Genomic DNA, 26,044 nt, shown 5'->3' with positions numbered 1-26,044 from the left:
TCAGGGCACCGGTCTCTCAACCTGAGCGCCAGTCGATGGGCGCATCAGAAAAACTAAAGCCGGAACGATTTCTGTTGCGCGCCCCACTAGGCACAACTCACGGCAGCTCGGCTGCGCAACTTGCACTAGATTGATGTGCACGACGTAAGCACCGGCTCGCAGAGCCATGGTTGGAATCTCTGCGGCCGGGAAGACCACCCCCGAAGTGCCGATCGACAGCAGAACGTCGCAATTTTTTGTTGCAAGAACAGCCTTCTTCCAAGCCACCGCCGGCAGTTCTTCACCGAACCACACCACACCCGGGCGTAGCTTGCCGCGGCAGCGGGGACAGCGAGGCGGCTCGATCCTCATATCCTCCCTAGCAATCGGTTCCTCGAACGAGAAGGCCGTTGGAGTCCTATGGCAGGCAAAGCATTTGGGCTGTTCCAAGCTACCGTGCAGATGGATTACATCCACTGCTCCAGCTCGCTCATGCAGGTCGTCGATGTTTTGCGTGATCACCGTTACATCTCGCGTCCATGTCAACTGCGCAATGGCTTGATGCGCAGCGTTGGGCACCGCTTGCGCGACTTGCGCCCGCCGCCATAGATACCATCCCCAGACTAATGCTGCGTCCTCGCGGAACGCGTTAGCTGTCTCCAGCTTCTCCGGATCCTGGCGCGCCCATATTCCGGTCAACGGATCGCGGAATGTGGGTATACCGCTTTCGGCCGAGATGCCCGCACCGGTAAATACCACGATCCGCTTCGCACCCCCGACCAGCGAGACTACGGCTTCGACAGTGCTGTTCATCTTCCCACCACCTACGGCGCTTGTCTGTGCCAATAACGGGATGCTTCCGGCGTTGCTCAATACACGCCATATTCAATGCGGCCCAGATAGTCTTTGATCCGCTGATAGCCATGGTCATCATCAATAACGCTGCAAGGCGGTTGATAATCCAGGCCACGGGCGGGTTCGTTGAACCATTGCTCGGCACGATCACAGCTGCCGAGCACCTCTGCCGCCTGTCCCAAGATCATGTATCGCCGTACTAGATATGCTTGGTGGTGGCTGCTTAGACAATTGACGTTAGTAAAAGTGTTCTTACCAATCGACCAATAGTAAGGTTTGGGTTGTACTTTTGAGTGCATCGTTGCCACCTGCGAATTGCGACATTCAGCAGGTTCAGCATACATCGGCACTTGGCATCCGAGCAGTACATCCCGTCGAGCAGGGAAGGTTCGTATGACATTACCTCGCGACTGTCGAACTGGCACAGTTTTGCAGTCGTTGCTCCACGATTTCGCAGTCAACAGGTGGGAATCCCATTGCAGAGCCCTTCCACAATTCGACTATTGGAGCTTTGTGATTACCTTGAGTCTCAAATACAGCGAGGATCGTGTGTGAGAGGGACTTGTAACTGGACTTCCTTCAAGCCGGGGCATGCGCGGGATCAGTGTTTCCGCCCCATACGCGGACTGCATACAGTGATCCGTCAGGATGGGGGCAAAAAGGGAGCATCATGACAACTCAGAAATTATCCATTTGCGATTTGCAGTTAAACGTTTCAATCCGTGGCCAGGGTTCACCGCTGCTTCTGCTCAACGGCATGGGTGGCTTAATCCGTGCGTTCGACCCTCTGCGAAATGAACTGACCGACTACACGACCATCACGTTGGACGTTCCCGGCGTCGGCAAATCGCAGACGCCGCGTTGGCCAATGCGTCTGCCGCGTTATGCCGATACGATCGCTCAGATGCTCAAGCAATTGGGGTTCGACCAGGTCGATGTATTCGGCGTGAGTTGGGGCGGTGCTTTGGCACAGGAATTCGCTCTACGTTATCCAAGCATGGTGCGTCGCTTGATACTCGCTGCGACCTCGGCCGGCCCAGCAATGTTGGTAAAACCCGCTGATATCTTGGATTTTTTTAGCATGGCTAAAAGCGCCAAACCGCATAAGCAAAAAGGCCGGCGCAATTCGACAAAGGCGCTTATGCATTTCGGGGTTGCGAATGGGATGCTCTCGGTTAATCCCCAAACCTATTACCGTCAATTCACGGCATTGGTCGGCTGGACGAGCCTGTTACGTCTGTTCCGCCTTCGCCAGCGGACGCTCATTCTCGCCGGCGATCGCGATCCGCTGGTGCGGCTTTATAACGGGCACATTTTGCGTCACGGCATTCGCGGTGCCGAACTGCATGTTCTGCGTGGCGAGGGTCATTTCTTCGTGTTGACCAGTGCTAAGCAAACCGCCGAAGTCATACGCGAATTCCTTGAGCGACCGCACGACGATAAAAAGCCCGCGATCGCCAACCTCACCTAACTGGCCACGTGAGCATTCAGCTTCAGTAGACCTCTGCGTAATTGCCCGCTCCCTCCGTTTTATACATCTCTGCAAACACCGGATTCTCGCAATCAATTTGGGCCGGTCTACAGGAATCACGCGTTTCGAACTGGGTTTGCTTAAGCTCCTTGCGTCGGCATCCTCCAGCCTTTCATTTGGATAACCTAAACTTCATCAGTGATGATGCTGACACCACCGGCTACGGATAGGTAGGCGCGTTTACATCCAACGGGTTAACTGACGCTCGATTAATTACCGTGAAAATGTGAACCAGTATCCGTTTCGGCCTTGAAAGCCAAACTTTTGTCGCCAGAAATGTATCGTCTTGATCGCAATGGCTCGAGAAATCCTAGGGCCTGCATCTGCCACTCAACACTACATGTCTTGCTTCGGGATACGACACTGGAGGAAATGAATGATTTCAACCCTGGAGCTGCGCAGAATCATTGAAGAGAGCTTTCGACCGCTGGAGTGCCAATGCACTTTAGTGACTGGAAATTCACTACAGGTCCGAGTGACTGATCCCGCGACGGGCAGCGTCGATCTGCTTGTCACTGGAATTTCGACGAATACATTGGTCAGTCCTCGGGCGATCTCAGAGCTGATTGCTGAGCTTCGGTACGATCTGGCGACCAACAAACAAAGAAACCTGTCGGGTATCGCTGCCACCCGTTGATAGTTGTAGGTGCCGAGGGCTTAGCCAATCCTAAGCCCTCATCGCGACTGCTAGGGCATTGGCGTTTCCGCCGGAGGCAGCGCGGCGGGCTTTTGGATGTCCTGCGTTACGGATGCAGTTTCCGTGCACTCAAGATTCACCTCTTCCTCTTCTCCCATCGTGCTGTAACGCTTGCGTAACTCACGCAGCTCCTTGGTATCCAGATGATCCAATGACATGAAGGCGTTCTGCGCGTCCTTTGTTGCTCGGATCAGTTCATCGAGTTTCAGGTGCAAGATGTCGTTATCCCTGTTCTGTGTGTTCTGGATGAGGAATACCATCAGGAAGGTGATGATCGTTGTTGACGTGTTGATGATCAGTTGCCAGGTGTCGTTGTAGTGAAAATACGGACCCGTTAACGCCCAAGCGATGATCAGCAGAATAGCTATCAGAAAGGTTTTCGAGCTGCCGGCCCAGTTCGAGAGTGCTTGGCAAAACTTTGCGAATTTCATGACCATAAATCCAAGTGGGAGATGCCATTTCGACCACGCAAACTCTATGAAATTCTTTGTTACATATGTCTTCTCTCTCCTCGCAATTCCTCCATCGGAAACGCTCCTAACTCTGATAGCGGTTGAGCTGACTGATCACGCAAAAGTTTGCGAAGCCTCCGAGGAAGGCCGACGACTGGCGATTAAAGTCTCAAAAAAAGTCATTCCGCGCCGCTTGTCGCCGTGACTGAAAACAAATTGCAATTACTCACACGGAATTCGCTTCAGATGTCTGTGAGCTCGCATTCGATCTTTCTCGAATGAGCATCGAGCCTCGTCTGACCTGAGGAGATTTGTCATGTTTCTACATAACAAGCGACTTCAATACACCGTGCGGGTTGCCGAGCCCAATCCAGGCTTGGCCAATCTGTTACTTGAACAATTTGGCGGCGCACAGGGAGAGCTCGCGGCGGCATCGCGATACTTCACCCAAGCGCTGGCCGAAGATGATCCGGGCCGTAAAGACCTGCTGATGGACATTGCGACAGAGGAGCTAAGCCACCTCGAAATCGTCGGCTCCATCATCGTTATGTTGAACAAGGGTGCCAAAGGCCGAATGGCCGAGGGCGTTGAAGAAGAAGGTGAGTTGTACCGGGCCATCAATGGTGCGGGCAACGATTCGCACATCACCAGCCTGCTGTATGGCGCCGGCGCACCGCTGACCAACTCCGCCGGCGTGCCTTGGTCGGCAGCCTATGTCGATACGATCGGTGAGCCGACGGCCGACTTCCGCTCCAACATTGCTGCCGAGGCTCGCGCAAAAATCGTCTATGAGCGGCTGATGAACGTGACGGACGATCCTGGCGTTAAAGAAGCACTGGGCTTTCTTATGACCCGCGAAATCGCCCACCAACTGTCCTTCGAAAAAGCACTCCACGCAATCCAGCCGAACTTCCCGCAGGGCAAGCTCCCCGGCATGCCGGAGTTCACCAACGTGTACTTCAACATGTCGCAAGGGGAAGGCAGCACCCGTGGTCCGTGGAACCAGGGCGACGATTGGGAGTACGTGGAAAACCCCGCGCCTGCCGTGGACGGCGGTGACGGTACCGCCAGTGTTCAACTAAGCGCTGAAGAAGAGGAACTGCTGCTGGATATGAAGGCACGAACCATGTCCGACCCGGACAGCAATCCTATCACCGGCGCCGATCTTGGCGCGGGTGTTCAGGGTGAACCGAACGCTTGATGACCAATACCGCACGCCACAACGGCGTGCGGTTTCTTTATCCATGCAATCCGAGGTACACGGCATGAATTCGAATACCGGCGTTTTCAACAATGACCTGGCGCAGTCCTTGTCCGATCGCTTCAACGCAACCGCTGCATCCTTTGATCGGACCGCTATGCGGATCGCCCAGACGTTGCGTCACTCGACCGCCAACGCCACAGGGAAACATCCAGCCGGACGATAGGAGGCGACATGTCACTTTCCTCATCGTCTGCGAGACCCTCACTGCGCAATTGGTTGGGCATGGCATCCAGTGGCGGTTGGCCTGGGGTGCTGTTTTGGTCGACGCTCCTGCTGGTCACTGGTTTGCTGTTGTTCAGTGGTTACTCGGCGCTGGTAGGGGCTGAAAAGGAAAATCTGCGTCTGGCGGCATTAGGAGGGTTGTCTGGATTCGCCGCGACCACCCTGGGCGCTGTGGTGGCGATCATCCTTCGCGATATTGCCTCGCGTACCCAAGACATCATGCTGGGGTTCGCCGCCGGCATGATGCTGGCAGCGAGCTCTTTCTCGTTGATTCTTCCGGGCATTGAGGCCGCTCAGGCACTGTGTGGAAACCAGCTACTGGCCGCCTGTGTTGTGGTGTTTGGACTGGCTCTGGGTGTGGCATTGATGATCGGTCTAGATCGTTTCGTGCCTCATGAGCATCAGGAAAGCGGCAGGCGCGGACCGGACTCTCAACGGTTCAATCGAGTGTGGTTGTTTGTCCTGGCCATCACCCTGCACAACCTGCCGGAGGGCATGGCCATCGGCGTCAGCTTTGCCAATGGCGATATGAAAGTGGGCCTGCCGCTGACGACGGCCATCGCCATTCAAGACATCCCGGAGGGGCTCGCCGTTGCACTGGCTTTGCGCGTCACCGGTATCTCTGCTTGGCGGGCGGCGTTGATCGCCATCGGTTCCGGTTTGATGGAACCCTTGGGCTCAGTGGTCGGACTCGGCGTATCGAGTGGTTTCGCCTTGGGTTATCCAATTGCCTTAGGTCTCGCAGCCGGCGCGATGATCTTTGTGGTGTCCCACGAAGTCATTCCTGAAACACACCGTAACGGCCACGAGACACCTGCGACCCTCGGTCTGATGTTGGGATTCGGGGTGATGATGTTCCTCGATACCGCACTGGGCTAATGGGATGAACACTTCATCCGGGAAGCGAAAAAATCTTGGAACGCCTCTTAAAAGAGCTTGGTCAGTTTTCATGATCACCACGATGGCGGACGAGCAATCCTCATCACGCCTCGGGTAAACATCCATTGACCAGAAGGAAGTTAGAAATGGCTAGGAAAACTGTTGAAGACTTGTTCATCCATGAACTCTCCGATGTTTACAGCGCCGAGAAACAGATCACCAAAGCGTTGCCGCGCCTAGCGCGGGCGGCGACCAATCCGCTGCTTGCTGAAGCCTTCACCTCGCACCTTGAAGAAACACAGGGCCAAATCGAACGTATCGATCAGCTGGTCGAGCTGACTGGACTGAAGCTCAAACGCATGAAGTGCGTTGCGATGGAGGGCCTGGTCGAGGAGTCCAAAGAGCTACTGGACGAAATCGACAAAGGTGCGGTGCTGGATGCAGCACTGATCGGCGCTGCGCAAAAGGTCGAGCACTACGAAATCGCCAGTTACGGCACGCTGATCGCGATGGCCAAGCACCTGAAACTCGACGATGCCGCTGCATTGCTGGAGGCCACCCTGGCTGAGGAGAAAGGCGCCGACGAGAAGCTGTCGAAGATCGCGGAGCAAGGCGGTAACCAGGCTGCGACCCTCGAGAAAAAATAAAGATTCAAATTGAGGCGGTAAGAACGCCACGGCGACTTTCGTTACCGTGGCGTTCTTTTAGCCAAGCTGACCTCGCCTTATCCAAGCCGGATACTTTATGGATCGCCGGTGCAGCGGTTGCCCTGCTTCTGGACCTTTATGGGCCATCCCACTGGAACACAAAAATAGATGATCATCGTTGCAGGTCATTTCTGAGGTAAACGCGTTGCCAAGAATCCTGACTTCACCGACCAGCGAGGCCGAGTTGACCGAACACAACGCCAAGATGTTCGGATCGCCCAAAGAACGGTTGGAATTTTATCGTCGCGAAATTCATTACGAGACCTCGATCCTGGCCAACCGGACTGACGCCTATCTGGCGGCGCAATCCTTTCTGGTCATCGCGTTCGCGTCCTGCATGGGGAATCTCAACCCTGAGTGGGGCAAGCTCTTCACGCTGATCGTGCCTCCCTTTCTCGCGCTGTTGGGATTACTCAGCACGCTCAACGCATGGCCCGGCATTCGGGCGGCCTACGACATCATCGATCATTGGTACTACAAGCAGAGCGAGCTATTGAGGAGCGAGCCGGTGATGGGCATGGCTTACGATGAATCACCGCTGTTTTGCGAGCGAGAGTCCACCCATAAGGGGTACCGAAAGGCGCTGTTGTTCTCGGTGCGCACCCCTTGGATTTTTGCAACGTTCTGGATCCTGCTGGGTTTCTGGTCGGTGCTCATCCAGCTCACGAAGCCGTTCGGTTAACCTTGAGGCCCCATGTACATGCTCACGTCCCCGGAGAATTTATGAGTTGACCGCGAATGCGCAGGAGATCCTGCTGCGCTTCGATACGCTTAGCATCGGCCTGCGCTTTCGCTTCAGTAAAGCGCTCCCAGGACACTGCACTGGTAGAGTCGCCCTCAAGCATGCTGTAGGCATGCGCCTCCAGCCGGTCCGCCTCGAGGAAAAGAGCTGCATTTCGCGCTAGCTCATCGTCGGTCGATGATACCGCTGATTGCGTTGTGTCTTGGGTCATATTGAAACTGCCTCCGTCCACGCTACTTTGGTGGTTTCCCGCCATCTCACATCTGTCACGCCGAACCTCTCAGCCATAGGCTTGCTGAACACCTTGAGCGGAGCCTTCCCCGGTTTTGGGATAGGCGCCAAATCCGCGTCGCAACATGCCCAATGCCAAGCATCCGCGTTTCGCATTTTGGGCGATCGAATGACGAACGACTTTGGCTTCCCGTGAAGCCGATATTCAATGACGTACAGATCAGTGCGATTCATGAGGCCCTCCTTTTGCTCATATGCAAAGGAGCGATGCGCTGCCGAAAAATTCCAAAAAAATATGTAGGAATGTGGCTGTCAATACACCTTGGTGCAAAGCGCTCCCTTCGAGAGGTATTTGTCCTCTGGTCGGCTCCTCTGAACTGTCTTCAAAGCAGTTGGCTCAACTGGCAAACCATGTCGCAGAGTCATCACCATGAACAGCTGCAAAATCCTTTTCTCTCCAGAGCAAGAGGCCAAGCTACGTGCCTACGATCGCTGGCATAGCGCAATGGATGATTGCACGCTGCGAATGGACTGCCCGGATGCTTACCACGACGAACTTTTGCGTCTAGCTGATGAAATGGATCGGTTGGGCGTCGTGACCTGGCAGGAATGGCGTGAGCTGCGTATTGAGGCCGATCAGGCTTATCTTCGTGCCGTCGCCGGCGCTGACTACCATGATTAGCACTACCAGCCGCGATGGGTGATCTGTGTAAAGCCATTGAAGAAGCTCGGCAATCCGCGCGATCACCGAAGCGCAGCGAGTCAGTTTTTACGCAACGGATAGCCTGGCTGTAAAACCGCTGCCACCGCCACGACAAAGTCATCCAATGACCACGGCTTTTGCAGGTACTGGGTCGAACGGGGGATAGTTGATGGCTCCAGCAAATAGCCAGAGATTAGGATGGATCCCGTGGAAGGCCACTTGCCCTTCACCATCTCGATAAATTCAGCACCCTGAATCTGTCCCGGTAATGCATGATCCACCACCACCAGAGGGCACGGCACATGCGCCTCAAGCAAATATGTCAAAGCATCGTCAGCTGTCTCAAAGGCTAGGGACTGTGCGCCGATTTCCTTCAGGATATCGCCCATGAGCATACGAAGCGTCGGATCGTCTTCAATCACGATGACTTTGCCAGAAATTGGCAGTAGACCTTCCCAAGTGAGCTTCAATCTCCGGATCCTTAACGTCTGCAGAGTTCAAAAGAAAATTCACGTCCGTCAGTGTAGTACCGGAACTGAATCGTCCAGGAATTAATACCCACCAGTCGACCGCCGCGGCATTGGAGACTTAGATCTACGACATGTTCCCGGATGAGAAAAAATCAGCGTGCCACAATTCGTCTGAGACCTAGACCCCCTAATCCATGGGATCTTGATGCCCTCCCTTGCCAGTTCACCCAATTTTCTTGGAGTATGGTCGAATGGTGTCGGGCGCCTGCGGGTGCACATTGAGTCAAAACGAGCTAAGGGAATGTCTCGCCGCTCAATATCATAAAGGGCAAATTATGCCTCACGAGTCTTTCGCAGCTGGTCTTGCAAAAGTTAAGGAAGCAGAGCTCACCACGTCTGAGCACGGGGTGACGAAAGACAAGGTTCGCGCAGCGATCGGCTTTCTCCTGGCAGTTTGCCTTTCGCTAGTGGTGGTTGCCATCTGGGAGGGCTGGAATTCGCGTGACTACCGGTTGCACGACAAGGAAGTGTCAATGGCCAACCTCGCGCAAACCCTGGCGTCACAAGCTCAGGCATCCATCAAACAAGCCGACACCGTGCTGTTCAGCTTGGTCGATCGAATTGAAACGGAAGGAATGAGCCCGGAGCAGTTACCTCTCCTACTACGTCTTCTCAATGCACAGCGAAACGAGCTGCCACAGTTGCATGGGTTATTTATCTATGACCAGAACGGCGCCTGGATAGCGGACTCGAGCGGCATCCTGCCGCCGAACGCAAATAACGCCGATCGTGAGTATTTTATCTACCATCGCGATCATCCTGACCGAGGCCCGCATGTAGGGCTGTCCATCAAAAGTCGCTCAACGGGCGATTGGGTCCTGCCGGTGTCGCGCAGGATCAACAACCCTGATGGCAGTTTTGCCGGCGTGGCATTGGCAACTATCTATCTTGATCACTTTCTCAAGCTCTACAACAGCATCGATATTGGCAGTAATGGCGTTATCAACCTGATTTCCTCCGACGCCAGAATCATCATCCGACGCCCCTTTAACGATGCGATCATTGGCAGCAGTGTTGCGGACGGCCCGCTATTCACCCAGTTGCTACCAAAGGGGCCATCTGGAACGGCCACGGTCAGATCATACGTAGATGGTGTAGAACGCGTCGTCGGGTTTCGACGGGTCAGTGGGTATCCTCTCGTGGTGTTTTCAGCCATGAATAAAGAGGAGGTATTGGCAAGCTGGTGGCAGGAAACATTGATGAGCTCCGCCATCGTAATTTTGCTGATGAGCGTTTTGGGTGGGATCGGTTATCGCTTCATCCGGTTGATGAAACAACAGAACCGAATTCAAAACGAATTACTGGGCGCTCAAGACAAGCTGCTTGATGTGAATCGAACCCTGGAACTGCTCGCCTTGGAAGACGCACTGACCGGGCTCGCAAACCGTCGCCAGTTCGACTTGTTCACGCAGGCTGAGATGGGAAGGGCCAAACGTAGTCACACCACCCTGGCCTTGCTGATGATCGACGTCGATCACTTCAAGCGTTTCAATGATCGGTATGGCCACTTGGTCGGTGACGAGTGTCTACGCAGGCTAAGTGGGATCATCCTTGAAAACATTAAGAGACCAGGCGATCTCGCTGCACGATTTGGCGGCGAGGAGTTCGCAGTTGTTCTGCCGGCAACCGATTACGTTGGGGCTTTTATCGTCGCGCAAAAGATCCGCAACGCAGTAGAACAAGCGCAGATTGCACACAAAGACAGCGAGCAGGGGATAGTGACGGTCAGCATCGGTGTAAGCGCCTGTAGCCCAAGAACTGAGGACACCCCGGACGATCTGATTGGTGCTGCTGATAAAGCGCTTTACATTGCCAAGACCAGCGGCCGAAACATGAGCGTGATCGCTGACTGAAAGGCGAACAAGCGAGCGCAAAAAACACTTCAAGCGTGCTCCCTGAAAAGCATCCTCGGTATCTGCTCGCCACAGGTACCACAGCAGTGCTCCTCGCCTGCCTACAAAACGACAAATGGGTGCGCTATCACTGTTGGTAGACGCAACTATGATGATTAGGTCGGCTCAACCATTGAGTGGAAACGTTCCAATTCTCGAGTGAGAAAGCGAAACGCCATAGCGGCAAGCGCTCACAGAAGTGTTAAGCAACCTAATCGTCTGATCACAAGCCGGGAGTCATACGTGGAAGCCCTCGACTCAGTCCTCACGGCGGCGCGTGCCCAGTTCGCGACCACCATCAGTTTTCACATCGTGCTGGCGGCGTTCACCATCGGTCTGTCGAATTTTCTACTGGTACTCGAGGCGTTGTGGCTCAAGACCGGTCGCGAAGTCTATCTGGATGTCTATCACTACTGGCTCAAGATATTCGCCCTTAATGTGGCGGTGGGTACGGCGTCAGGGCTGATTCTGGAATATCAGTTTGGGCTGAACTGGTCGCGTCTGGTGGTACAGGCGGGCGATATTCTTGGACCGTTGATGTTCTACGAAGTGTTGGCGGCGTTTTTCCTCGAGGCCGGGTTCTTGGGCATCATGCTTTTCGGATTGAAGAAGGTCGGCCCACGACTGCATTTCTTCGCAACTGGTGCCGTAGCCATGGGTTCGTTGATCAGCGCATTTTGGATACTGTCGGCCAACTCCTGGATGCACACACCCGCAGGCTATTCGATGTCAGGGGAGGGGCGCTTTCTGGCCGAAGACTGGTGGGCGATCATTTTCAATCCCTCGTTCCCCTATCGCCTGGCGCATATGACATTGGCCGCGCTGCTGGGTTCGGCAACGCTGGTGGCCGGCGCCAGTGCCTGGCAGTTGCTCAAAAGCTCGCACAATCCCCGCGCACGCCTGCAATTGTCCATGGCCTTTTGGACGGTCGTGGCTCTAACTCCCGCGCAAATTGTGGTCGGCGACCTACATGGCGAACACACTTTGAAGGTTCAACCGCAGAAGGTAGCCGCCATTGAAGGTTCGTGGACGCGTCCACCCGCAGGTGCGGGTGAACCGCTGCGCCTATTCGGCTGGCCGGATATGTCCGAAAGACGCAATCACTGGGAAGTGGCTATTCCGCGGATCGGCTCGCTTTACCTTCGTCACGACCTGAGCGGCACCATCGCCGCACTGGACGAGTTCGCGCCTGAGGACATTCCGCCGGTGCCGCCAGTATTTTTCGCATTTCGCCTGATGGTCGGGCTGGGGTTGATGATGTTGGCGCAAGGCATCGCCAGCCTCGTTCTTCGCTTTCGTAAGCGTCTGTACATTGCACGCGGGTGGTTATGGAGCTGTGTGCTGATGGCCCCAACGGGATTTGTAGCGATGCTCAGTGGTTGGATCGTCACTGAGGTCGGGCGTCAGCCCTTTACCGTCTACGGGCTACTGCGCACGGCCGACAGCGTGTCACGGGTCTCACGCGAGCAGGTGGTGACTTCTACGTGGGGAATTCTGCTGTTCTATCTGCTGGTATTCGGCATCGGCTTGTGGGTGCTGATGCGTTTGCTACGTGAGCCACCGCGCCGTGGCGAGCCGGGTCCGCAACCAACACTGCCTGACGAAACCGGACGGTCTTGAGGAAACGAGTCGATGGACACTGACTGGCTGACCCTGTTGTGTGCAGCAGCTCTGGCATTCTCGGTGATGAACTATGTGTTGCTCGACGGAACCGATCTGGGTGTCGGCATACTGCTGGGCCTGACGCATAGCAGCCGCAATCGACGCGCCATGGCTGTGACCATCCTGCCGATTTGGGATGCCAACGAAACCTGGCTCGTTCTCGGTGGCGGCGGGCTTCTGGCTTTGTTTCCGCTGGCCTACGCCATTCTGCTCCCCGCGCTGTACGTGCCATTTATCGCCATGTTTCTGGCATTGATACTGCGTGCAATGGCGCTTGAATTTCGTGATCACGCGCCCAGCGAGCGCGTTAAACGGCTGATCGACGGAGTGTTGCTGTGTGGCTCCCTGTGCACGGGACTGATTCAAGGTATTGTGCTCGGCACCCTGGTCAAAGGCGTCCCCCATCTGGGCAGTCAGTACAGTGGCGATGGCCGCGAGTGGCTCGAACCCTTTCCGCTATTTTGCGGCCTCGTACTCGTGCTGGGCTATACCTGGCTGGGCGCTTGCTGGCTGTATTGGCGAACCGTTGATGAACTGCAGCACCGTTCTGCGCGTCAGGCGAAGCAGCTGGCTTGGGGCACGGCAGGGCTTCTGCTGGTTTTAGTCGCTTGGACCACCACCTTGCACGATCAGTACTCGCAGCGGCTGACGGCGCCGGTGGTGTGGGTACCCGCGGTTTTGATTCTGATGGCTTTGCTGGCGGTATTCCGATCAGGGTTTCGCAGTCGTTTTGACTGGGTACCGCTGTTCTGCGCCCTGGGTGTATTCGTACTGGCGTTCGCCTTGATGCTCGTCGCGCTTTACCCGCTGATCATTCCCCCGGGTCTGACGCTACAAGCCGCCACCTCAAAGCCCAATAGCCAGGTCTTCATGCTCGTCGGCTTTGCCGTGTTGATACCGGTGACGTTGATCTACAACACCTATGGATTCAGAGTCTTCAGCGGCAAGGTACGTGTGGGAACAAAAAGCTGAAAAATTGCGGGTTTCTAAGACTGAATTTGTGGAAAAAAGACTTCAAACGTTGTGCCTTCTTCGGTGTTGGAACGCACCGTGACGTTCCCTCCATGTGACCGGGCGATTTCCCTCACGATGAACAATCCAAGCCCTACGCTGCGTGCGTTACGGTCGTTGGTGCCGCGGATCATGGGTTCGAATAGAGTCGCCATCAATGACTCAGGGATAATCGCGCCCTGGTTGCGAACGGACACAATGGTTTGATGCTCTTCACAAGATGAAGTGATGATGATCGGCTGCTTCAAATCTCCATAAGCAACGCTGTTAGCAACCAGGTTGCCAATAACTTGCTGTACCCGATCTGCATCAATGTATGCGATACCCGATCCATTGCATTGATGCTGCAAATTTGCAGCGGGAAAAGCGACGCGCAATTCATCGACACTCAGGCTGACTAAAGTATGCAGATCAACCGGGGCCGGCGTTACTGCTATTCCTCGGCCGACCCGGGCCAAGGTAAAGTCCAACAGATCGGCAATCATTCGTTCAGCGCGGCCAGCTGACTGGCTGATATGGCCGAGCATTTTGAATTGCTTAGCAGACAGTTCGTCTCTGGTTAACATGTCAGACGCCATTTTTATCGCAGTCAGCGGTGTTTTCAGGTCATGGCTGACGATAGCAACCATCTGCTCGGCGAATGAGGCACGACGTTCGGCCTTTTCGTAGGCTATTTTCAACTCGCTTTGAGCAAGCTGAAGCGCAGTTTCCGCAACGGTTTTCTCGTGCAGTAGACCTTCGGCGACTTTTCGGGAGCTGAGTAGTTCGCGCTCATATTTGTCGCGATCGCTTATCGTGAATAGTGCCAGTTCAAAAAAAGCACCATCGGCATTTTCGCGCCTTACACCGTTAAGCAGCATTGTGACGCAATGTTTGTCCTTGTGGACCAGATCGAGCTTCACCTCGGCTACTGAGCCTTGCATACGCATCAGCGGCGCCCAATGGGTTTGGTGAAATATACGGCCGCCTATTGTCAACAGGTCTTGGAAACGCCGCCCGATCAAAGAGCAGGCGTCGAAGCCGATCCAACAGCAAAATGTCAGGTTGGCGAGCAAAATCGTCCCGTCCTCTTGCGTAACCACGAGGCCGCAAGGCGCGCCTTCAAATAGTGTCTGCGAGTCGGGACCTGGCGGTGCGTCAGTCGACATCCGCACCTGCCCTCAGCGTCAGGAAGCTGTCCATGGCTTCCGAACAGGCACTCGGTGCGCTCATGTGTGGGCAATGACCAACGTTAGCCACCAAGCTGAGTGTGCTGTTGGGAAGTACAGCATGCAGATATTCACCTACGGCGATGGGAGCGATGAAATCGTCGGTGGATTGCAGAATCAAGGTTGGTGTGACCAATCCCGCAACGTCCTTGCGATTGTCTGACATGAACGTCACGCGTGCGAATTGCTTGGCGATCTCAGGGTCGGTACGGCAGAAGCTATTGGTCAGTTCTTCTCCCAGTGCAGGTTGCCCGGGCGCGCCCATGATTACCGGTGCCATATTGCTGGACCAGCCAAGGTAGTTGCTGTCCAGCGTGTCGAGCAAGGACTGGATGTCTTCGAGTTTGAATCCCCCCACATAGTCATCGGAGTCAATGTAGCAGGGTGAAGGGCCAATCATCACATGCGCCGCAATTTTTCCAGGGCATAGGCGGTCCAGTAGGACACCTATCATGGCGCTAACAGAGTGGCCGACCAGAATTACTTCACCAGTGGCAAAATGATCGACGATTTCACCCAGATCATGGGCGTATCCCATCAAGGAACTGTATTTTTCCCGATCATACGCGCCGATATCTGACTGCCCCGACCCGACAAGGTCATAAAGGACAATCTTAAAACGAGACGTGAAGTGGTCGACCAAATAGCGCCACATGCTCTGGTCACAGCCAAAACCGTGGGAAAAGATCAGTGTCGAAGGACCTTCACCCATCACTTTTATGTTGTTGCGGTATCGCAGGTTCATGCGCGTCATCCCGAGAGTATCTAAGGTCTTTTGGCATTTTCGGCATTGTAGATAGCGCGGGTTGCGGTCATGCAGACCATTACAATAGCTACCCGTTAAGAGAGTATTCAGAAAACACGTGCTGCGATCTATCAGTACTATGGGGTCGGATGGCGGGGGAGGTGATTTTTATTCGGTACGTTAAGCGAATGATTTTGGCAGCTTCTGTGGCTTTTGGTTCAAATCATGCCGGTTGGAATCCATGCGATGAAAGTCACCACCCGGTAGATGTCTATGTCGAATGATCGGATTACCGTTTAAATCGGACTTGCGTCCTGAATTCCTTCGTTATCGTCCGCTGATCTGACTTTCAGAAAGCTTACTGAACTCCAGTGTGCCCGAGTCCTTCGGTATGAAGACCAACGTCTTTTATTGAACGTACGAGGACATCACCATGCGAGCAATGACCTATCACGGCGCCCATGACGTCAGAGTCGAGAGCGTGCCGGATCCGGTACTAGAAGCGCCGGACGACATTATTCTGCGCGTCACCGCCACAGCCATCTGTGGTTCTGATTTGCACCTGTATCGCGGCAAGATTCCCACCGTCGAGCATGGCGATATCTTCGGTCACGAGTTCATGGGCATCGTCGAGGAGACCGGTTCTGGCGTGACTGCGGTCCAGCGCGGTGATCGGGTGGTGATTCCGTTTGTCATCGCCTGTGGTGATTGTTTCTTTTGCCAACAGGAGCTTTACGCCGCGTGTGAGACGACGAATACCGGCCCGGGCGCGGCGATGAACAAAAAACGGATTCCGCCGCCGGCGGCACTGTTCGGTTATAGCCGAATGTATGGCGGCATTCCGGGAGGTCAGGCTGAACTGGTTAGGGTGCCTAAAGCCAACACTGGGCCATTTAAGGTTCCAGGCACGCTGGCGGATGAGAAGGTGCTGTTTCTCTCCGATATCCTGCCAACCGCCTGGCAGGCGGTTCTCAATGCAAATATCGGTCAAGGTTCAAGTGTGGCCATCTACGGCGCTGGCCCGGTGGGACTGCTGAGCGCCGCCTGCGCCCGCATGCTCGGTGCCGAGCGCATCTTCATGGTCGATCATCATGCGTATCGCCTTGAGTATGCGCAGCGTACTTACGGTGTTATCCCGATCAACTTTGATGACGATGATGATCCGGCCGACACCATCATCCGGCAGACTCCGGGTAGCAGGGGGGTGGACGGGGTGATCGACGCCGTGGGGTTCGAAGCCAAGGGCAGCACCACCGAAACAGTACTCGCCACTCTCAAGCTGGAAGGCAGTAGCGGCAAAGCACTGCGCCAGTGCATCGCCGCGGTACGGCGCGGCGGCGTGGTGAGTGTGCCCGGCGTGTACTCAGGGTTCATTCACGGTTTTCTATTCGGCGATGCGTTCGACAAGGGCCTGACGTTCAAAATGGGTCAGACTCATGTGCAGCGGTTCTTGCCTGAGCTGTTGGAACACATTGAGACGGGTCGGTTGCAACCCGAGGCCATCATCACCCACAGGCTGTCGCTGGAACAGGCAGCGGAAGGTTACCGGATCTTCGACAAGAAACAGGAAAACTGTCGCAAGGTTATCCTGACACCTGGCAGCAGCGACGTACCACTGGCCGACGTGAATGAGACTCCGCCAATGGTCCCAGTCGCTTAACGGTAACCCTTATCCTGCTGGCCGCTGATAGTGCCAAAACTTAAGCCGTGACTCTTGGAGTGAAGCCTGTCCTCACCATTGGATGACAGGCTTTATACTTGCAGCAGGCTACCGTCGTCATAAACCAGAACACCCCTAGGTTCCTTGGCCCATGCCTTCAACTGCCCGCCGATAATTTGCCGTCGCTTTCTCAATCATCGATCTGCGCTCCTCTTTGGTGATGAACCCCTCTTCGCAATACTCCTCGGCAAGGCGCAGTAATTCATCGTATTGCTCAGGAGCGCTCATTCGAATTTCAGGATGAGTGAATAGTCGCTGCCAGGTTTCCAGTGCCTGTGCTTTTCTGTCTTCATACATGACATGACCCTCCAAGTATGGACGGTAGAAAGGTCTGCACGTTTACGGTTCAATACCGGTGACGAGTGGGTGGCTAGAGTTTAAAACGCCGAGCCGCACGAGAGTATGTTGAGAAACACCCGCAATACTTGGCTTTGAAGCATAAACACTTAAAGATCCGCATCACATGTGAGTTGCATCAATTTCCAATCAGTTGCATTTATTGTCAAATGTCACAGCTGCCACCGACCAGCGCCGGCCCCGATGCAGAATGGTGCGGTTGACGGAATGGACGCTGCGGCCAATGAGTCAGCGGCACGCCGCTGGCGACCGATTGAATCGCCGCCACTTCCAGCGCTTCGGATTCGGACAGGGGCGGCAGCAGGCCTGGCAGGCGACTCGCCAACAACGTTTTGCCAGTGCCCGGCGGCCCGCTGAACAACAGGTTGTGCGCGCCTGCCGCCGCAATCAGCAGCGCCCGTTTGGCGGCCATCTGTCCTTGCACTTCGTTGAGGTCGGGATAAGGTTTCGCCGCGTGGATCAGCCCGTCCGAGACATAAGGCTCGACCGGCGTATGCCCGTTGAAATGCGCCACGGCTTCCAGCAGATGATCCACCGCAAACACTTTCAGGCCCGAAGCCAGACAGGCCTCCTCGGCATTCGCCCGCGGCACCACCAGGGCCCGCCCGGCCTTGCGCGCCGCCAGCGCCGCTGGCAACACCCCGCGCACCGGCCGCACCGCGCCGGACAGCGCCAGTTCACCAAGGCATTCCACCTCATCCAGCGTGAGACACGGCACCTGCACACTTGCCGACAGAATCCCCAAGGCAATCGCCAGATCAAACCGCCCGCCGTCCTTGGGCAAATCCGCCGGCGCCAGATTCAGGGTGATCCGCCGCGCCGGAAACTGCAGCCCGGAATTGATGATCGCGCTGCGCACCCGATCCTTGCTCTCCTTCACCGCCGCCTCGGGCAGGCCGACCATGGTCAGCGACGGCAGGCCGTTGGCCAGATGAACTTCGACGGTAACGGCAGGTGCATCCACGCCTATTTGGGCGCGACTGTGGACGATGGACAGGGACATGGTCGTTCCTTGAGCTGAATCGGGGGCCGCTTCCTGCGGGTTTTTGAAGGGTAGTCGGGGAAAGGGGAGCTGGCGGGCGCGAACTTTCACTGGATGTTGCGGGAGGAGGTCAACCAATTTCGAGGCGAAAAAAAACCGCCTTGAGTAGACGGTTTTCAGTTTGCAGGCTTCGGTGAGGCCAAGGCCTGCGTATCCTTTGCGGACACACTCGTGTATGTGCAGGTTATGCACGTTTTCACGTTGACGCAAGCACCGACATCATTTGTCCAAAGTCAATATCGCCTTGAAATGATTGACTCATTAAGGTGTGAAACATTGCTTAATCACTTGATACAACTTGTTTAAGTCCCCTTCGAACTACCGGCATAACATCCCCGGCGACGATGCCCACTCCTCGAGTTTTCGTGAAGTGTGGCCAGGAGCTAAAGATTTCATGTTCCTCGACACGGTATGAGACCCGTGCCGGTGCTGTTTTTGGGGAACCCACACCCGGCCGCCTTGGCGGACACACTCGTGTGTAGTCCCGAAGATGTTCGTACGCCGGAAAGTGCATCGGAGGTTTGGCCCCACGCAAGGAGGGCCAAAGTATGTCTAAGTTTCTTAAACATATGTGGCGCCTCGTCAGAATCGCGTTATGGGCTTTTCGCCTGTACGAGTTTCTGCGAGACCGTTGGAATAATTCGTTGTAGAGGATTGATCTGACGGAAACCGCTCCTGCCTCGGCGGGGGCGGTTTAATGTCTACTCGCAAACTTGAAGGCGTCTCGGCCCAGGGGCTGCAGTCTTACTCGGCCGGCGGCGTCAGCCTGGCTTCCAGTTCTGCGACTTTGGCTTCAAGGCTTTCAAGGCGAGCGCGGGTACGCGCCAGAACGACCATCTGACTATCAAACTCTTCGCGGCTCACCAGGTCCAGTTTGCTGAAAGCACTTTGCAGCAGCATCTTGAACTGGCTTTCGATTTCGGCTTTTGGCAGCGGGGTGTCGCCGCTGAACAGGCGGGAGGCAGTGCCGCTCAGGGCGTCGAGGAAGTCTTTGGGCGCGAGCATGGAATGTGTCCTGTAAACAGTGGCGCGCATTGTATCACGCAGTGTCTATAGTCATTGACGCAGGCCCGGATGCACGCTTTTCGCGCAAGCGGACGGACGGCAGCGCACCGTTGTTGTGCGTAACCGTCGGGCGTTTTTCGTGCAAACGCCTGCGGCAGCGGCCAAGGGACTGAAATCAGAGGAATTTGGCGAGATGGCAAGCTTTCTGCTTAGTCGGTAGTGACCCATGCACTGATGCAGTCGCTGTGACGAATGCAGTGCGGCAGGCGGAGCGGGGAGTTTCGCCGGCAGCGGTTAGCTGGCGTCAGTCGGGCAGGTAAGGCCGACGATGCGTTACAAAGCCAGGCACTGCGCTTAGACTTGAGTCGGGTTTGTTTTCCTGGGGCAAGTCCACCAATTCGGGAGAGAGTTTCATGAAGCTAGTCACTGCCATCATCAAGCCGTTCAAGTTGGACGACGTGCGCGAGTCGCTGTCCGAAATCGGCGTGCAGGGCATTACCGTTACGGAAGTCAAAGGCTTCGGCCGGCAGAAGGGTCACACCGAGCTGTATCGCGGCGCGGAATATGTGGTCGATTTTCTGCCCAAGGTGAAAATCGACGTGGCCATCGACGACAAGGATCTGGATCGGGTTATCGAGGCGATAACCAAGGCGGCCAACACCGGCAAGATCGGTGACGGCAAGATCTTCGTGGTCAATCTGGAACAGGCGATCCGCATCCGTACCGGCGAAACCGATACCGACGCGATCTAAACGCCGCCACAAACCCAACGCCCCAGGAGAAAACAATATGACTCTGCGTAAATTCGCAGGGCTAGGCGCCCTGTTGTCCATCGTAATGCCCGGCCTGGCCATGGCGGCAGATCCGGTGGCGCCTCCAGTCCTCAATTCCGGCGATACCGCCTGGATGCTGACCTCCACAGCCCTTGTGCTGTTCATGACCATTCCCGGCCTCGCGCTGTTCTACGGCGGCATGGTTCGCTCCAAAAACATTCTTTCGGTGATGATGCAGTGCTTCGCCATTACCGGTCTGATCAGCGTCCTGTGGGTCATTTATGGCTACAGCATCGCGTTTGACACTACCGGTATGGAGCAAGGCGTCGTCAACTTCAATTCCTTCGTCGGCGGCATGGGCAAGGCCTTTCTGGCCGGTGTCACTCCGGCGAGCCTGACCGGCCCGGCGGCGTTGTTCCCTGAGGCGGTGTTTGTCACCTTCCAGATGACCTTCGCGATCATCACCCCGGCGCTGATCGTCGGTGCGTTCGCCGAGCGGATGAAATTCTCGGCGATGCTGATTTTCATGGGCGTGTGGTTCACCCTCGTCTATGCACCGATTGCACACATGGTCTGGTCCGGTAACGGCGGCCTGTTGTGGGACTGGGGCGTACTCGACTTCGCGGGCGGCACCGTGGTGCACATCAACGCGGGTATCGCCGGCCTGGTAGCGTGCCTGGTACTGGGCAAGCGCAAAGGTTTCCCGACCACCCCGATGGCGCCGCACAACCTCGGTTACACACTGATGGGTGCAGCGATGCTGTGGGTCGGCTGGTTCGGTTTCAACGCCGGTTCCGCCGCTGCTGCCAACGGTACTGCCGGTATGGCGATGCTGGTCACTCAGATTGCAACCGCAGCTGCCGCACTGGGCTGGATGTTTGCCGAGTGGATCACCCACGGCAAGCCAAGTGCACTGGGCATCGCCTCGGGTGTGGTTGCCGGTTTGGTTGCAATCACTCCGGCGGCTGGCACCGTGGGCCCGATGGGCGCACTGGTGATTGGTCTGGCGGCGGGTGTGGTGTGTTTCTTCTGCGCCACCACCCTGAAACGCAAGCTTGGTTATGACGACTCCCTGGACGCATTCGGCGTGCACGGTATCGGCGGTATCCTCGGTGCGATCCTGACCGGTGTATTCGCTGCACCGTCGCTGGGCGGCTTCGGCACCGTGACCGACATCGCGGCGCAAGTGTGGATTCAGTGCAAGGGCGTCGGCTTCACAGTGATCTACACCGCGATTGTCACCTTCATCATCCTCAAGGTGCTGGACGCCGTGATGGGGCTGCGGGTGACCGAGGAAGAAGAATCGGTTGGCCTGGACCTGGCACAACACAACGAACGCGGCTACAACCTGTAAGTACGCGCATCGAAAAAACTTGCCCGGCTTGCCGGGCATTTTTTTGTCCGGGATTTGTCATTGAGAGAGCAGCTGAAAGGATTTTTCGTACGGCTTTCGTCGTGTTTACGATGGGCATTTTTCTGCGGCCAATGGCTTACATCATTGCAGGAATATTAGGGCCTTTGTTTTTTCCCAGAGCGCGCTAGAATGCGCCCCGAACGTGCGGAGAACTGTATGTGGCAACAGACTCTGATAACCCTGCGGGCACGGCCCCGGGGCTTTCATCTGGTAACGGACGAGTTACTCGCCGGCCTGCCTGAACTCAAGGCGTGCCGGGTCGGTCTGTTGCATTTGTGGCTGCAGCATACCTCGGCGTCGTTGACCATCAACGAGAACGCCGATCCGGCGGTCCGTCGCGACTTCGAACGATTTTTCAATCGTCTGATCCCACAAGGAACAGACGGCTATGAGCATAACGACGAAGGCCTGGACGACCTCCCGGCGCACTTCAAGGCCAGCGTGCTTGGCTGCCAGATCAGTCTGCCGGTATCGGCTGGGCGTCTGGCTCTGGGAACCTGGCAAGGCGTTTATCTGGGCGAGCACCGTGATCATGGCGGTGCCCGTAAAGTCCTCGCCACCTTGCACGGTGACGGGGCGTAAACCGCTGGTCACCAGCGGTTACCGATTTTTTTCCGGCGACTTTCGACAGTCGCCAAAGCTGGTCTATAACTAATCTGCTTTTCGCAAGTCATGAGGTAGAACATGAGCGACGATGATCTGGAAAACGACGACCTCGAAGTAGGCGACGAAGACGAGGCCGAGGACGGTCTGGAAGCAGCAGCGGAAGACGTTGCTGAAGACGATGGCGGTGACGATACGCCGGCCCCGGCTGCCAAGGGCAAAGCCAAGGCTGCGGTGTCGGTAGACGAGTTGCCGAGCATCGAAGCCAAGAACAAGGAGCGCGACGCCCTGGCCAAGGCCATGGAAGAATTCCTTGCGCGCGGCGGCAAGGTGCAGGAAGTGGAGGCCAACGTGGTCGCCGATCCGCCCAAGAAGCCGGACAACAAGTACGGCAGCCGCCCTATCTGAGGCGTGCCACTTGCTTGCTGAAAAAGCCCGCCGTCGCTGCGGGCTTTTTCATGCCTCGAACAAAGCGCTCGTTCACTGGGACATTGTGGCGAGGGAGCTTGCTCCCGCTGGGTCGCAAAGCGACCCCAAAATCTGCAGGCGCAGTTTTTCAGGAATATTGTGTTGGCTGGTTTTACGACTGCTGCGCAGCCGAGCGGGAGCAAGCTCCCTCGCCACAAAAAAAACGGTTGTGTGTCAGGTGGCAAGGGCATTCCAGCGGGCGACTACCGCTGGCAAGTCGGTCAGGCTGCGGATCTCCGCATCCGGCTGACGCTCCGCTTCCCAGACCTTGCCCGCCGGGTTGAACCAGATCGCGCGCATGCCCGCTTGCTGCGCGCCGGCAATGTCATCGCCTGGATGATCGCCGATATGTACGGCGGTTTCGGCTGTGGCACCACCACGCTGCAACGCCTCGTGAAACAGCCGCGCATCCGGCTTGGCAATACCGATGTCTTCGGCGCACAACGCAAACTTGAAGTAATCGGCGAGCCCGAGGCGGCGCACGTCAGCGTTGCCATTAGTGACCACGCCGAGGGCGTAGTGGTTGGCGAGAATTTCCAGGGTTGGTTCGACCTCGGGAAATACCGTGATCTGGTGCCGTGCGTGCAGGAACACTTCAAAACTTTTGTCGGCCAGATCCGAAGCTTCGCCGTGGGCGTACCCGGCGTCTTCCAGTGCGTGGAACAGCACCCGTCGGCGCAGCGCGCTGATGCGGTGCTTGAGGCCCGGTTCGCGGGTCAGCACCCGTTCGCGAATTGCCCACAGATGCTCCACCGGCACCGCGCCCAGGTTCGGTGCGTGTTCGCTCAGCCATTCGCGCAATACCGCTTCGGCGCTGACGATCACCGGCGCGGTGTCCCACAGGGTGTCGTCGAGGTCGAAGGTGATCAACTGGATGTTCATGAATCGTCGCCTTTGCTGCGTTTGGCCCGTGGGTGGGCGCTGTCGTAGACCGCCGCCAGGTGCTGGAAGTCCAGGTGGGTGTAGATTTGCGTGGTCTTGATGTCCGAGTGGCCGAGCAGTTCCTGCACCGCGCGCAGATCCTGCGAGGATTCCAGCAAGTGGCTGGCGAAGGAGTGCCGCAGCATATGCGGGTGCAGGTTCTGCCCCAGTTCGCGCTCGCCGGCCAGTTTCACCCGCACCTGAATCGCCCGTGGGCCGAGGCGTCGGCCTTGCTGGCTGACGAACACGGCGTCGTCGGCCGGGTTGGTCATGGCCCGCAGTGGCAGCCATTGCTCCAGTGCTTCGCGGGCCTTTTTGCCCACCGGCAGCAGGCGGGTCTTGCTGCCCTTGCCGAGCACCTGAACCATGCCGTCGGCCAGATCCAGCTGATCGAGGTTGAGCCCGGTCAGCTCGGACAGGCGAAGGCCCGAGGAATAGAAGAGTTCGAGAATCGCCTGATCGCGCCGCGCCAGAAAATCATCCTCGACGGCACCTTCCAGCAGTTGCAACGCACGGTCGGTGTCGAGGGTTTTCGGCAGGCGCCGTTCGCCTTTCGGCGGCGCCAGACCGGTCGCCGGGTCGTGGTCGCACAGACCTTCGCGATTCAGATAGTGATAGAGCCCGCGCACCGCCGAAAGCAATCGGGCGAGACTGCGTGACGATTGTCCCTGAGCATGCAGCCGGGCGATCAGGCTGCGCAGACGCTGAATATCCAGCGCCGCCCAGCTGCCGATGTTCTGCTTGATGCACCAGCCGAGGACTTTATCGAGGTCGCGGCGGTAGGCCGACAGGGTGTGCGGCGACACCTGTCGCTCACTGCGCAGGTGTTCGCAGTAGGCGTCCAGCTGTCGTTCCATGCTCAGCGTACCGAGCGCAGTGAGCTGTTGACCCGTGGCAGCACGCGGCCCATGACTTCGGCGATGTAGCTGAGAAACAGCGTGCCGACCGAACTCTTGTAGTGCTGCGGATCGCGGCTGGCGATGGCCAGAATACCGTGGATGCCTTGGTGGCTGACGGCGACCACGGCGGTGGAGCCGATCTGCTTGCGCTGTTCTTCGCCGAACAGGAAGTCCAGCTCATGCTCACGCAGGCTGCCGCTGACGCTTTTGCCTTCGGTGAGCAGGCCGCCGATGGCGGTTTGCGCGTCGGCGTGGGTCACCCAGCGGCCGACCGAGGCCGGATTGTCGCCGAGCAGGATCAGGCTGACAAAAGGCACCTGGAAATCCTGACGCAGACTGTCTTCGACACTGATCACCACGTCTTCGAGGCTGGCGGCGTCCATCAGCGACAGGATCAGGCGACGGGTCTTGTCGAACAGCCGGTCGTTGTCGCGGGCGACGTCCATCAAATGCGAGAGGCGATGACGCATCTCGATGTTGCGGTCGCGCAAAATGCTCATCTGCCGTTCGACCAGCGATACGGTGTCACCGCGCTGGTGGGGAATGCGCAGGGCGGGCAGCAGTTCTTCGTGCTCGACGAAGAAGTCCGGATGAGCCTCCAGGTATGCGGCAACCGCTGCCGCCTCCAGGCTCTCGGACGCTGATTCGTCGGACTGTCGGGCGGGTACCTGAGGCTTATCGGTCATGGTTTCTGCTCACTCAAAGACGCACTTGTCCTTCGTATACACGCACTGCCGGGCCGGTCATCAGCACCGGATGGCCGGGGCCTGCCCATTCAATGGACAGACGCCCGCCGGGCAGGTCGATCAACAGCGGCGAATCCATCCACCCCTGGCTGATAGCCGCGACAGCCGCGGCGCAAGCGCCGGTGCCGCAGGCTTGGGTCTCCCCGGCGCCGCGTTCCCAGACGCGCAATTGCGCGCGGTGGCGGTCGATGACCTGGATGAAACCGACGTTGACCCGCGCCGGAAAGCGCGGATGGTGTTCGATTTTCGGTCCCAGTTCATGCACCGGTGCGGTATTGATGTCCTGCACGCGCAGCACCGCATGGGGGTTACCCATCGACACGGCGGCCAGTTCGACCGTGGTGCCGTCGACTTCCAGCTGATAGCTGGACGCCTGCGCCGGTGCGTCGAACGGGATGTCCGCCGGGATAAGGCGTGGTGCGCCCATGTTCACGCCGATCTGGCCGTCGTTACGCACATCCAGCTCGATGATGCCGCCCTTGGTCTCGACGCGAATCTGCCGTTTGGCGGTCAGGCGTTTGTCGAGCACGAAGCGCGCGAAGCAGCGCGCACCGTTGCCGCACTGTTCCACTTCCGAGCCATCTGAGTTGAAGATCCGGTAACGGAAATCCACGTCCGGGTTGCTCGGCGCTTCGACGATCAGCAACTGGTCGAAACCGATACCGGTGTGCCGGTCGCCCCATTGCTTGGCGTGCTTGGGCTGAATATGCGCGTGCTGGCTGACCAGGTCGAGAACCATGAAGTCATTGCCCAGGCCGTGCATTTTGGTAAAACGCAGCAGCATGG

The 26,044-nt window shown here is 56.8% G+C and carries 29 protein-coding genes and 1 pseudogene; 15 read left to right on the top strand and 15 right to left on the bottom strand.

What is annotated here, in order from left to right:
* Together B1722_RS10470 and B1722_RS10465 are read right to left on the bottom strand one after the other, a co-directional pair.
* Window positions 1–792, bottom strand: a complete 792-nt coding sequence (locus B1722_RS10470; protein ID WP_034139798.1) for an NAD-dependent deacylase — start codon at window positions 790–792, stop codon at window positions 1–3.
* A 56-nt stretch (window positions 793–848) separates the two neighbouring features.
* Window positions 849–1,133, bottom strand: coding sequence for an MbcA/ParS/Xre antitoxin family protein (locus tag B1722_RS10465; RefSeq protein WP_176393372.1), 285 nt, complete (start codon window positions 1,131–1,133; stop codon window positions 849–851).
* A 371-nt stretch (window positions 1,134–1,504) separates the two neighbouring features.
* Here B1722_RS10465 and B1722_RS10460 point away from each other — a divergent pair, with 371 nt between their 5' ends.
* Both B1722_RS10460 and B1722_RS10455 read left to right on the top strand, forming a co-directional pair.
* On the top strand, window positions 1,505–2,305 hold the full coding sequence (locus B1722_RS10460; protein WP_086792405.1) for an alpha/beta fold hydrolase: 801 nt from the start codon (window positions 1,505–1,507) through the stop codon (window positions 2,303–2,305).
* A 436-nt stretch (window positions 2,306–2,741) separates the two neighbouring features.
* Window positions 2,742–3,002 carry a DUF1652 domain-containing protein gene (locus B1722_RS10455; RefSeq protein ID WP_034139797.1) on the top strand — a complete coding sequence of 87 codons (261 nt, stop codon included), beginning with the start codon at window positions 2,742–2,744 and terminating at the stop codon, window positions 3,000–3,002.
* Window positions 3,003–3,052: 50 nt separating this feature from the next.
* On the opposite strand, the gene B1722_RS10450 is transcribed toward B1722_RS10455, so the two are convergent.
* Window positions 3,053–3,493 carry a low affinity iron permease family protein gene (locus tag B1722_RS10450; protein WP_080761495.1) on the bottom strand — a complete coding sequence of 147 codons (441 nt, stop codon included), beginning with the start codon at window positions 3,491–3,493 and terminating at the stop codon, window positions 3,053–3,055.
* A 337-nt stretch (window positions 3,494–3,830) separates the two neighbouring features.
* Here B1722_RS10450 and B1722_RS10445 point away from each other — a divergent pair, with 337 nt between their 5' ends.
* The 4 genes from B1722_RS10445 to B1722_RS10430 all read left to right on the top strand — a co-directional run bounded on the left by B1722_RS10445 (window position 3,831) and on the right by B1722_RS10430 (window position 7,268).
* Window positions 3,831–4,715 carry a manganese catalase family protein gene (locus tag B1722_RS10445; protein ID WP_034139796.1) on the top strand — a complete coding sequence of 295 codons (885 nt, stop codon included), beginning with the start codon at window positions 3,831–3,833 and terminating at the stop codon, window positions 4,713–4,715.
* Between the two features lie 234 nt (window positions 4,716–4,949).
* Complete coding sequence (locus B1722_RS10440; protein WP_034139795.1) at window positions 4,950–5,879, top strand: ZIP family metal transporter; 930 nt, start codon at window positions 4,950–4,952, stop codon at window positions 5,877–5,879.
* 146 nt (window positions 5,880–6,025) lie between these two features.
* A complete protein-coding gene (locus B1722_RS10435) occupies window positions 6,026–6,526 on the top strand; it encodes a ferritin-like domain-containing protein (RefSeq protein ID WP_034139794.1) in 501 nt (166 codons plus the stop codon).
* Between the two features lie 205 nt (window positions 6,527–6,731).
* Window positions 6,732–7,268 carry a hypothetical protein gene (locus B1722_RS10430; protein ID WP_034139914.1) on the top strand — a complete coding sequence of 179 codons (537 nt, stop codon included), beginning with the start codon at window positions 6,732–6,734 and terminating at the stop codon, window positions 7,266–7,268.
* A gap of 22 nt (window positions 7,269–7,290) precedes the next feature.
* Here B1722_RS10430 and B1722_RS10425 read toward each other — a convergent pair whose 3' ends face one another.
* Together B1722_RS10425 and B1722_RS29805 are read right to left on the bottom strand one after the other, a co-directional pair.
* Window positions 7,291–7,539 carry a hypothetical protein gene (locus tag B1722_RS10425; protein ID WP_052199021.1) on the bottom strand — a complete coding sequence of 83 codons (249 nt, stop codon included), beginning with the start codon at window positions 7,537–7,539 and terminating at the stop codon, window positions 7,291–7,293.
* A complete protein-coding gene (locus B1722_RS29805) occupies window positions 7,536–7,793 on the bottom strand; it encodes a DUF6555 family protein (protein ID WP_034139792.1) in 258 nt (85 codons plus the stop codon). The genes B1722_RS10425 and B1722_RS29805 overlap by 4 nt, the downstream gene beginning before the upstream one ends.
* A gap of 196 nt (window positions 7,794–7,989) precedes the next feature.
* Here B1722_RS29805 and B1722_RS10415 point away from each other — a divergent pair, with 196 nt between their 5' ends.
* The gene (locus tag B1722_RS10415; RefSeq protein ID WP_034139791.1) at window positions 7,990–8,241 is read left to right on the top strand and encodes a hypothetical protein; all 252 of its coding nucleotides are present in this window, start codon (window positions 7,990–7,992) and stop codon (window positions 8,239–8,241) included.
* 80 nt (window positions 8,242–8,321) lie between these two features.
* On the opposite strand, the gene B1722_RS10410 is transcribed toward B1722_RS10415, so the two are convergent.
* The gene (locus B1722_RS10410) at window positions 8,322–8,732 is read right to left on the bottom strand and encodes a response regulator (protein WP_034139790.1); all 411 of its coding nucleotides are present in this window, start codon (window positions 8,730–8,732) and stop codon (window positions 8,322–8,324) included.
* A 335-nt stretch (window positions 8,733–9,067) separates the two neighbouring features.
* Between B1722_RS10410 and B1722_RS10405 the strand changes: the two genes are divergently transcribed.
* From B1722_RS10405 to cydB, 3 genes are all read left to right on the top strand, one after another.
* The gene (locus B1722_RS10405) at window positions 9,068–10,645 is read left to right on the top strand and encodes a sensor domain-containing diguanylate cyclase (RefSeq protein ID WP_034139913.1); all 1,578 of its coding nucleotides are present in this window, start codon (window positions 9,068–9,070) and stop codon (window positions 10,643–10,645) included.
* Window positions 10,646–10,927: 282 nt separating this feature from the next.
* Window positions 10,928–12,304, top strand: a complete 1,377-nt coding sequence (locus tag B1722_RS10400) for a cytochrome ubiquinol oxidase subunit I (protein WP_034139789.1) — start codon at window positions 10,928–10,930, stop codon at window positions 12,302–12,304.
* Window positions 12,305–12,316: 12 nt separating this feature from the next.
* On the top strand, window positions 12,317–13,318 hold the full coding sequence (cydB, locus tag B1722_RS10395; protein ID WP_034139788.1) for a cytochrome d ubiquinol oxidase subunit II: 1,002 nt from the start codon (window positions 12,317–12,319) through the stop codon (window positions 13,316–13,318).
* Between the two features lie 14 nt (window positions 13,319–13,332).
* Here the strand turns inward: cydB and B1722_RS10390 are convergent, their stop codons facing one another.
* Together B1722_RS10390 and B1722_RS10385 are read right to left on the bottom strand one after the other, a co-directional pair.
* Window positions 13,333–14,505, bottom strand: coding sequence for a PAS domain-containing sensor histidine kinase (locus B1722_RS10390; RefSeq protein ID WP_034139787.1), 1,173 nt, complete (start codon window positions 14,503–14,505; stop codon window positions 13,333–13,335).
* Window positions 14,495–15,310, bottom strand: a complete 816-nt coding sequence (locus B1722_RS10385) for an alpha/beta fold hydrolase (protein ID WP_034139786.1) — start codon at window positions 15,308–15,310, stop codon at window positions 14,495–14,497. Before B1722_RS10385 ends, B1722_RS10390 begins: the two co-directional genes overlap by 11 nt.
* A 433-nt stretch (window positions 15,311–15,743) precedes the next feature.
* Between B1722_RS10385 and B1722_RS10380 the strand changes: the two genes are divergently transcribed.
* Entirely contained in the window at window positions 15,744–16,970 is a 1,227-nt protein-coding gene (locus B1722_RS10380) for a zinc-dependent alcohol dehydrogenase (protein ID WP_034139785.1), read from the top strand.
* Window positions 16,971–17,105: 135 nt separating this feature from the next.
* Here B1722_RS10380 and B1722_RS10375 read toward each other — a convergent pair whose 3' ends face one another.
* The 3 genes and pseudogenes from B1722_RS10375 to B1722_RS10365 all read right to left on the bottom strand — a co-directional run bounded on the left by B1722_RS10375 (window position 17,106) and on the right by B1722_RS10365 (window position 19,434).
* Entirely contained in the window at window positions 17,106–17,327 is a 222-nt protein-coding gene (locus B1722_RS10375) for a hypothetical protein (RefSeq protein ID WP_034139784.1), read from the bottom strand.
* Window positions 17,328–17,547: 220 nt separating this feature from the next.
* A pseudogene (locus tag B1722_RS10370) lies at window positions 17,548–18,390 on the bottom strand (YifB family Mg chelatase-like AAA ATPase); the annotation flags it as partial.
* Window positions 18,391–19,173: 783 nt separating this feature from the next.
* On the bottom strand, window positions 19,174–19,434 hold the full coding sequence (locus B1722_RS10365; RefSeq protein ID WP_041071977.1) for an accessory factor UbiK family protein: 261 nt from the start codon (window positions 19,432–19,434) through the stop codon (window positions 19,174–19,176).
* Window positions 19,435–19,847: 413 nt separating this feature from the next.
* Here B1722_RS10365 and glnK point away from each other — a divergent pair, with 413 nt between their 5' ends.
* From glnK to sutA, 4 genes are all read left to right on the top strand, one after another.
* Entirely contained in the window at window positions 19,848–20,186 is a 339-nt protein-coding gene (gene glnK, locus B1722_RS10360) for a P-II family nitrogen regulator (protein ID WP_002555808.1), read from the top strand.
* Between the two features lie 37 nt (window positions 20,187–20,223).
* Window positions 20,224–21,561, top strand: coding sequence for an ammonium transporter (locus tag B1722_RS10355; RefSeq protein ID WP_041071980.1), 1,338 nt, complete (start codon window positions 20,224–20,226; stop codon window positions 21,559–21,561).
* A 216-nt stretch (window positions 21,562–21,777) separates the two neighbouring features.
* Window positions 21,778–22,203 (top strand): secondary thiamine-phosphate synthase enzyme YjbQ, encoded by a 426-nt coding sequence (locus tag B1722_RS10350; RefSeq protein WP_086792400.1) that lies wholly within the window; start codon window positions 21,778–21,780, stop codon window positions 22,201–22,203.
* A 102-nt stretch (window positions 22,204–22,305) separates the two neighbouring features.
* Window positions 22,306–22,632, top strand: a complete 327-nt coding sequence (sutA, locus tag B1722_RS10345; RefSeq protein ID WP_007951900.1) for a transcriptional regulator SutA — start codon at window positions 22,306–22,308, stop codon at window positions 22,630–22,632.
* Window positions 22,633–22,866: 234 nt separating this feature from the next.
* Here the strand turns inward: sutA and B1722_RS10340 are convergent, their stop codons facing one another.
* Genes B1722_RS10340 through dapF form a run of 4 tightly spaced genes read right to left on the bottom strand, consistent with a single transcriptional unit; the run spans window position 22,867 to window position 26,042 of the window.
* Complete coding sequence (locus B1722_RS10340; protein ID WP_086792398.1) at window positions 22,867–23,574, bottom strand: HAD family hydrolase; 708 nt, start codon at window positions 23,572–23,574, stop codon at window positions 22,867–22,869.
* The gene (gene xerC / locus B1722_RS10335; protein ID WP_041071985.1) at window positions 23,571–24,470 is read right to left on the bottom strand and encodes a tyrosine recombinase XerC; all 900 of its coding nucleotides are present in this window, start codon (window positions 24,468–24,470) and stop codon (window positions 23,571–23,573) included. Before xerC ends, B1722_RS10340 begins: the two co-directional genes overlap by 4 nt.
* A gap of 2 nt (window positions 24,471–24,472) precedes the next feature.
* Window positions 24,473–25,198, bottom strand: coding sequence for a DUF484 family protein (locus B1722_RS10330; protein WP_041071987.1), 726 nt, complete (start codon window positions 25,196–25,198; stop codon window positions 24,473–24,475).
* A 13-nt stretch (window positions 25,199–25,211) separates the two neighbouring features.
* Window positions 25,212–26,042, bottom strand: coding sequence for a diaminopimelate epimerase (dapF, locus tag B1722_RS10325; RefSeq protein WP_086792396.1), 831 nt, complete (start codon window positions 26,040–26,042; stop codon window positions 25,212–25,214).
* Window positions 26,043–26,044 lie beyond the last annotated feature (2 nt).

The organism is Pseudomonas sp. SCPG-7 (assembly GCF_002156405.1).
GTDB lineage: Bacteria > Pseudomonadota > Gammaproteobacteria > Pseudomonadales > Pseudomonadaceae > Aquipseudomonas > Aquipseudomonas parakoreensis.
This window is presented reverse-complemented; position numbering and strand designations above follow the sequence as displayed.

Excerpts from the sequence above, each read along its gene's own strand:
- B1722_RS10460 (WP_086792405.1), top strand. The coding sequence starts at position 1,505 with ATGACAACTCAGAAATTATCCATTTGCGATTTGCAGTTAAACGTTTCA.
- dapF (WP_086792396.1), bottom strand. The coding sequence starts at position 26,042 with ATGCTGCTGCGTTTTACCAAAATGCACGGCCTGGGCAATGACTTCATG.
- B1722_RS10465 (WP_176393372.1), bottom strand. The coding sequence starts at position 1,133 with ATGCACTCAAAAGTACAACCCAAACCTTACTATTGGTCGATTGGTAAG.
- B1722_RS10440 (WP_034139795.1), top strand. The coding sequence starts at position 4,950 with ATGTCACTTTCCTCATCGTCTGCGAGACCCTCACTGCGCAATTGGTTG.
- B1722_RS10415 (WP_034139791.1), top strand. The coding sequence starts at position 7,990 with ATGAACAGCTGCAAAATCCTTTTCTCTCCAGAGCAAGAGGCCAAGCTA.
- cydB (WP_034139788.1), top strand. The coding sequence starts at position 12,317 with ATGGACACTGACTGGCTGACCCTGTTGTGTGCAGCAGCTCTGGCATTC.
- B1722_RS10350 (WP_086792400.1), top strand. The coding sequence starts at position 21,778 with ATGTGGCAACAGACTCTGATAACCCTGCGGGCACGGCCCCGGGGCTTT.
- xerC (WP_041071985.1), bottom strand. The coding sequence starts at position 24,470 with ATGGAACGACAGCTGGACGCCTACTGCGAACACCTGCGCAGTGAGCGA.
- B1722_RS10455 (WP_034139797.1), top strand. The coding sequence starts at position 2,742 with ATGATTTCAACCCTGGAGCTGCGCAGAATCATTGAAGAGAGCTTTCGA.
- B1722_RS10340 (WP_086792398.1), bottom strand. The coding sequence starts at position 23,574 with ATGAACATCCAGTTGATCACCTTCGACCTCGACGACACCCTGTGGGAC.
- B1722_RS10330 (WP_041071987.1), bottom strand. The coding sequence starts at position 25,198 with ATGACCGATAAGCCTCAGGTACCCGCCCGACAGTCCGACGAATCAGCG.
- B1722_RS29805 (WP_034139792.1), bottom strand. The coding sequence starts at position 7,793 with ATGAATCGCACTGATCTGTACGTCATTGAATATCGGCTTCACGGGAAG.
- B1722_RS10365 (WP_041071977.1), bottom strand. The coding sequence starts at position 19,434 with ATGCTCGCGCCCAAAGACTTCCTCGACGCCCTGAGCGGCACTGCCTCC.
- B1722_RS10450 (WP_080761495.1), bottom strand. The coding sequence starts at position 3,493 with ATGAAATTCGCAAAGTTTTGCCAAGCACTCTCGAACTGGGCCGGCAGC.
- B1722_RS10380 (WP_034139785.1), top strand. The coding sequence starts at position 15,744 with ATGCGAGCAATGACCTATCACGGCGCCCATGACGTCAGAGTCGAGAGC.
- B1722_RS10390 (WP_034139787.1), bottom strand. The coding sequence starts at position 14,505 with ATGTCGACTGACGCACCGCCAGGTCCCGACTCGCAGACACTATTTGAA.
- B1722_RS10375 (WP_034139784.1), bottom strand. The coding sequence starts at position 17,327 with ATGTATGAAGACAGAAAAGCACAGGCACTGGAAACCTGGCAGCGACTA.
- sutA (WP_007951900.1), top strand. The coding sequence starts at position 22,306 with ATGAGCGACGATGATCTGGAAAACGACGACCTCGAAGTAGGCGACGAA.
- B1722_RS10445 (WP_034139796.1), top strand. The coding sequence starts at position 3,831 with ATGTTTCTACATAACAAGCGACTTCAATACACCGTGCGGGTTGCCGAG.
- B1722_RS10405 (WP_034139913.1), top strand. The coding sequence starts at position 9,068 with ATGCCTCACGAGTCTTTCGCAGCTGGTCTTGCAAAAGTTAAGGAAGCA.
- B1722_RS10470 (WP_034139798.1), bottom strand. The coding sequence starts at position 792 with ATGAACAGCACTGTCGAAGCCGTAGTCTCGCTGGTCGGGGGTGCGAAG.
- B1722_RS10435 (WP_034139794.1), top strand. The coding sequence starts at position 6,026 with ATGGCTAGGAAAACTGTTGAAGACTTGTTCATCCATGAACTCTCCGAT.
- B1722_RS10425 (WP_052199021.1), bottom strand. The coding sequence starts at position 7,539 with ATGACCCAAGACACAACGCAATCAGCGGTATCATCGACCGACGATGAG.
- B1722_RS10355 (WP_041071980.1), top strand. The coding sequence starts at position 20,224 with ATGACTCTGCGTAAATTCGCAGGGCTAGGCGCCCTGTTGTCCATCGTA.
- B1722_RS10385 (WP_034139786.1), bottom strand. The coding sequence starts at position 15,310 with ATGAACCTGCGATACCGCAACAACATAAAAGTGATGGGTGAAGGTCCT.
- glnK (WP_002555808.1), top strand. The coding sequence starts at position 19,848 with ATGAAGCTAGTCACTGCCATCATCAAGCCGTTCAAGTTGGACGACGTG.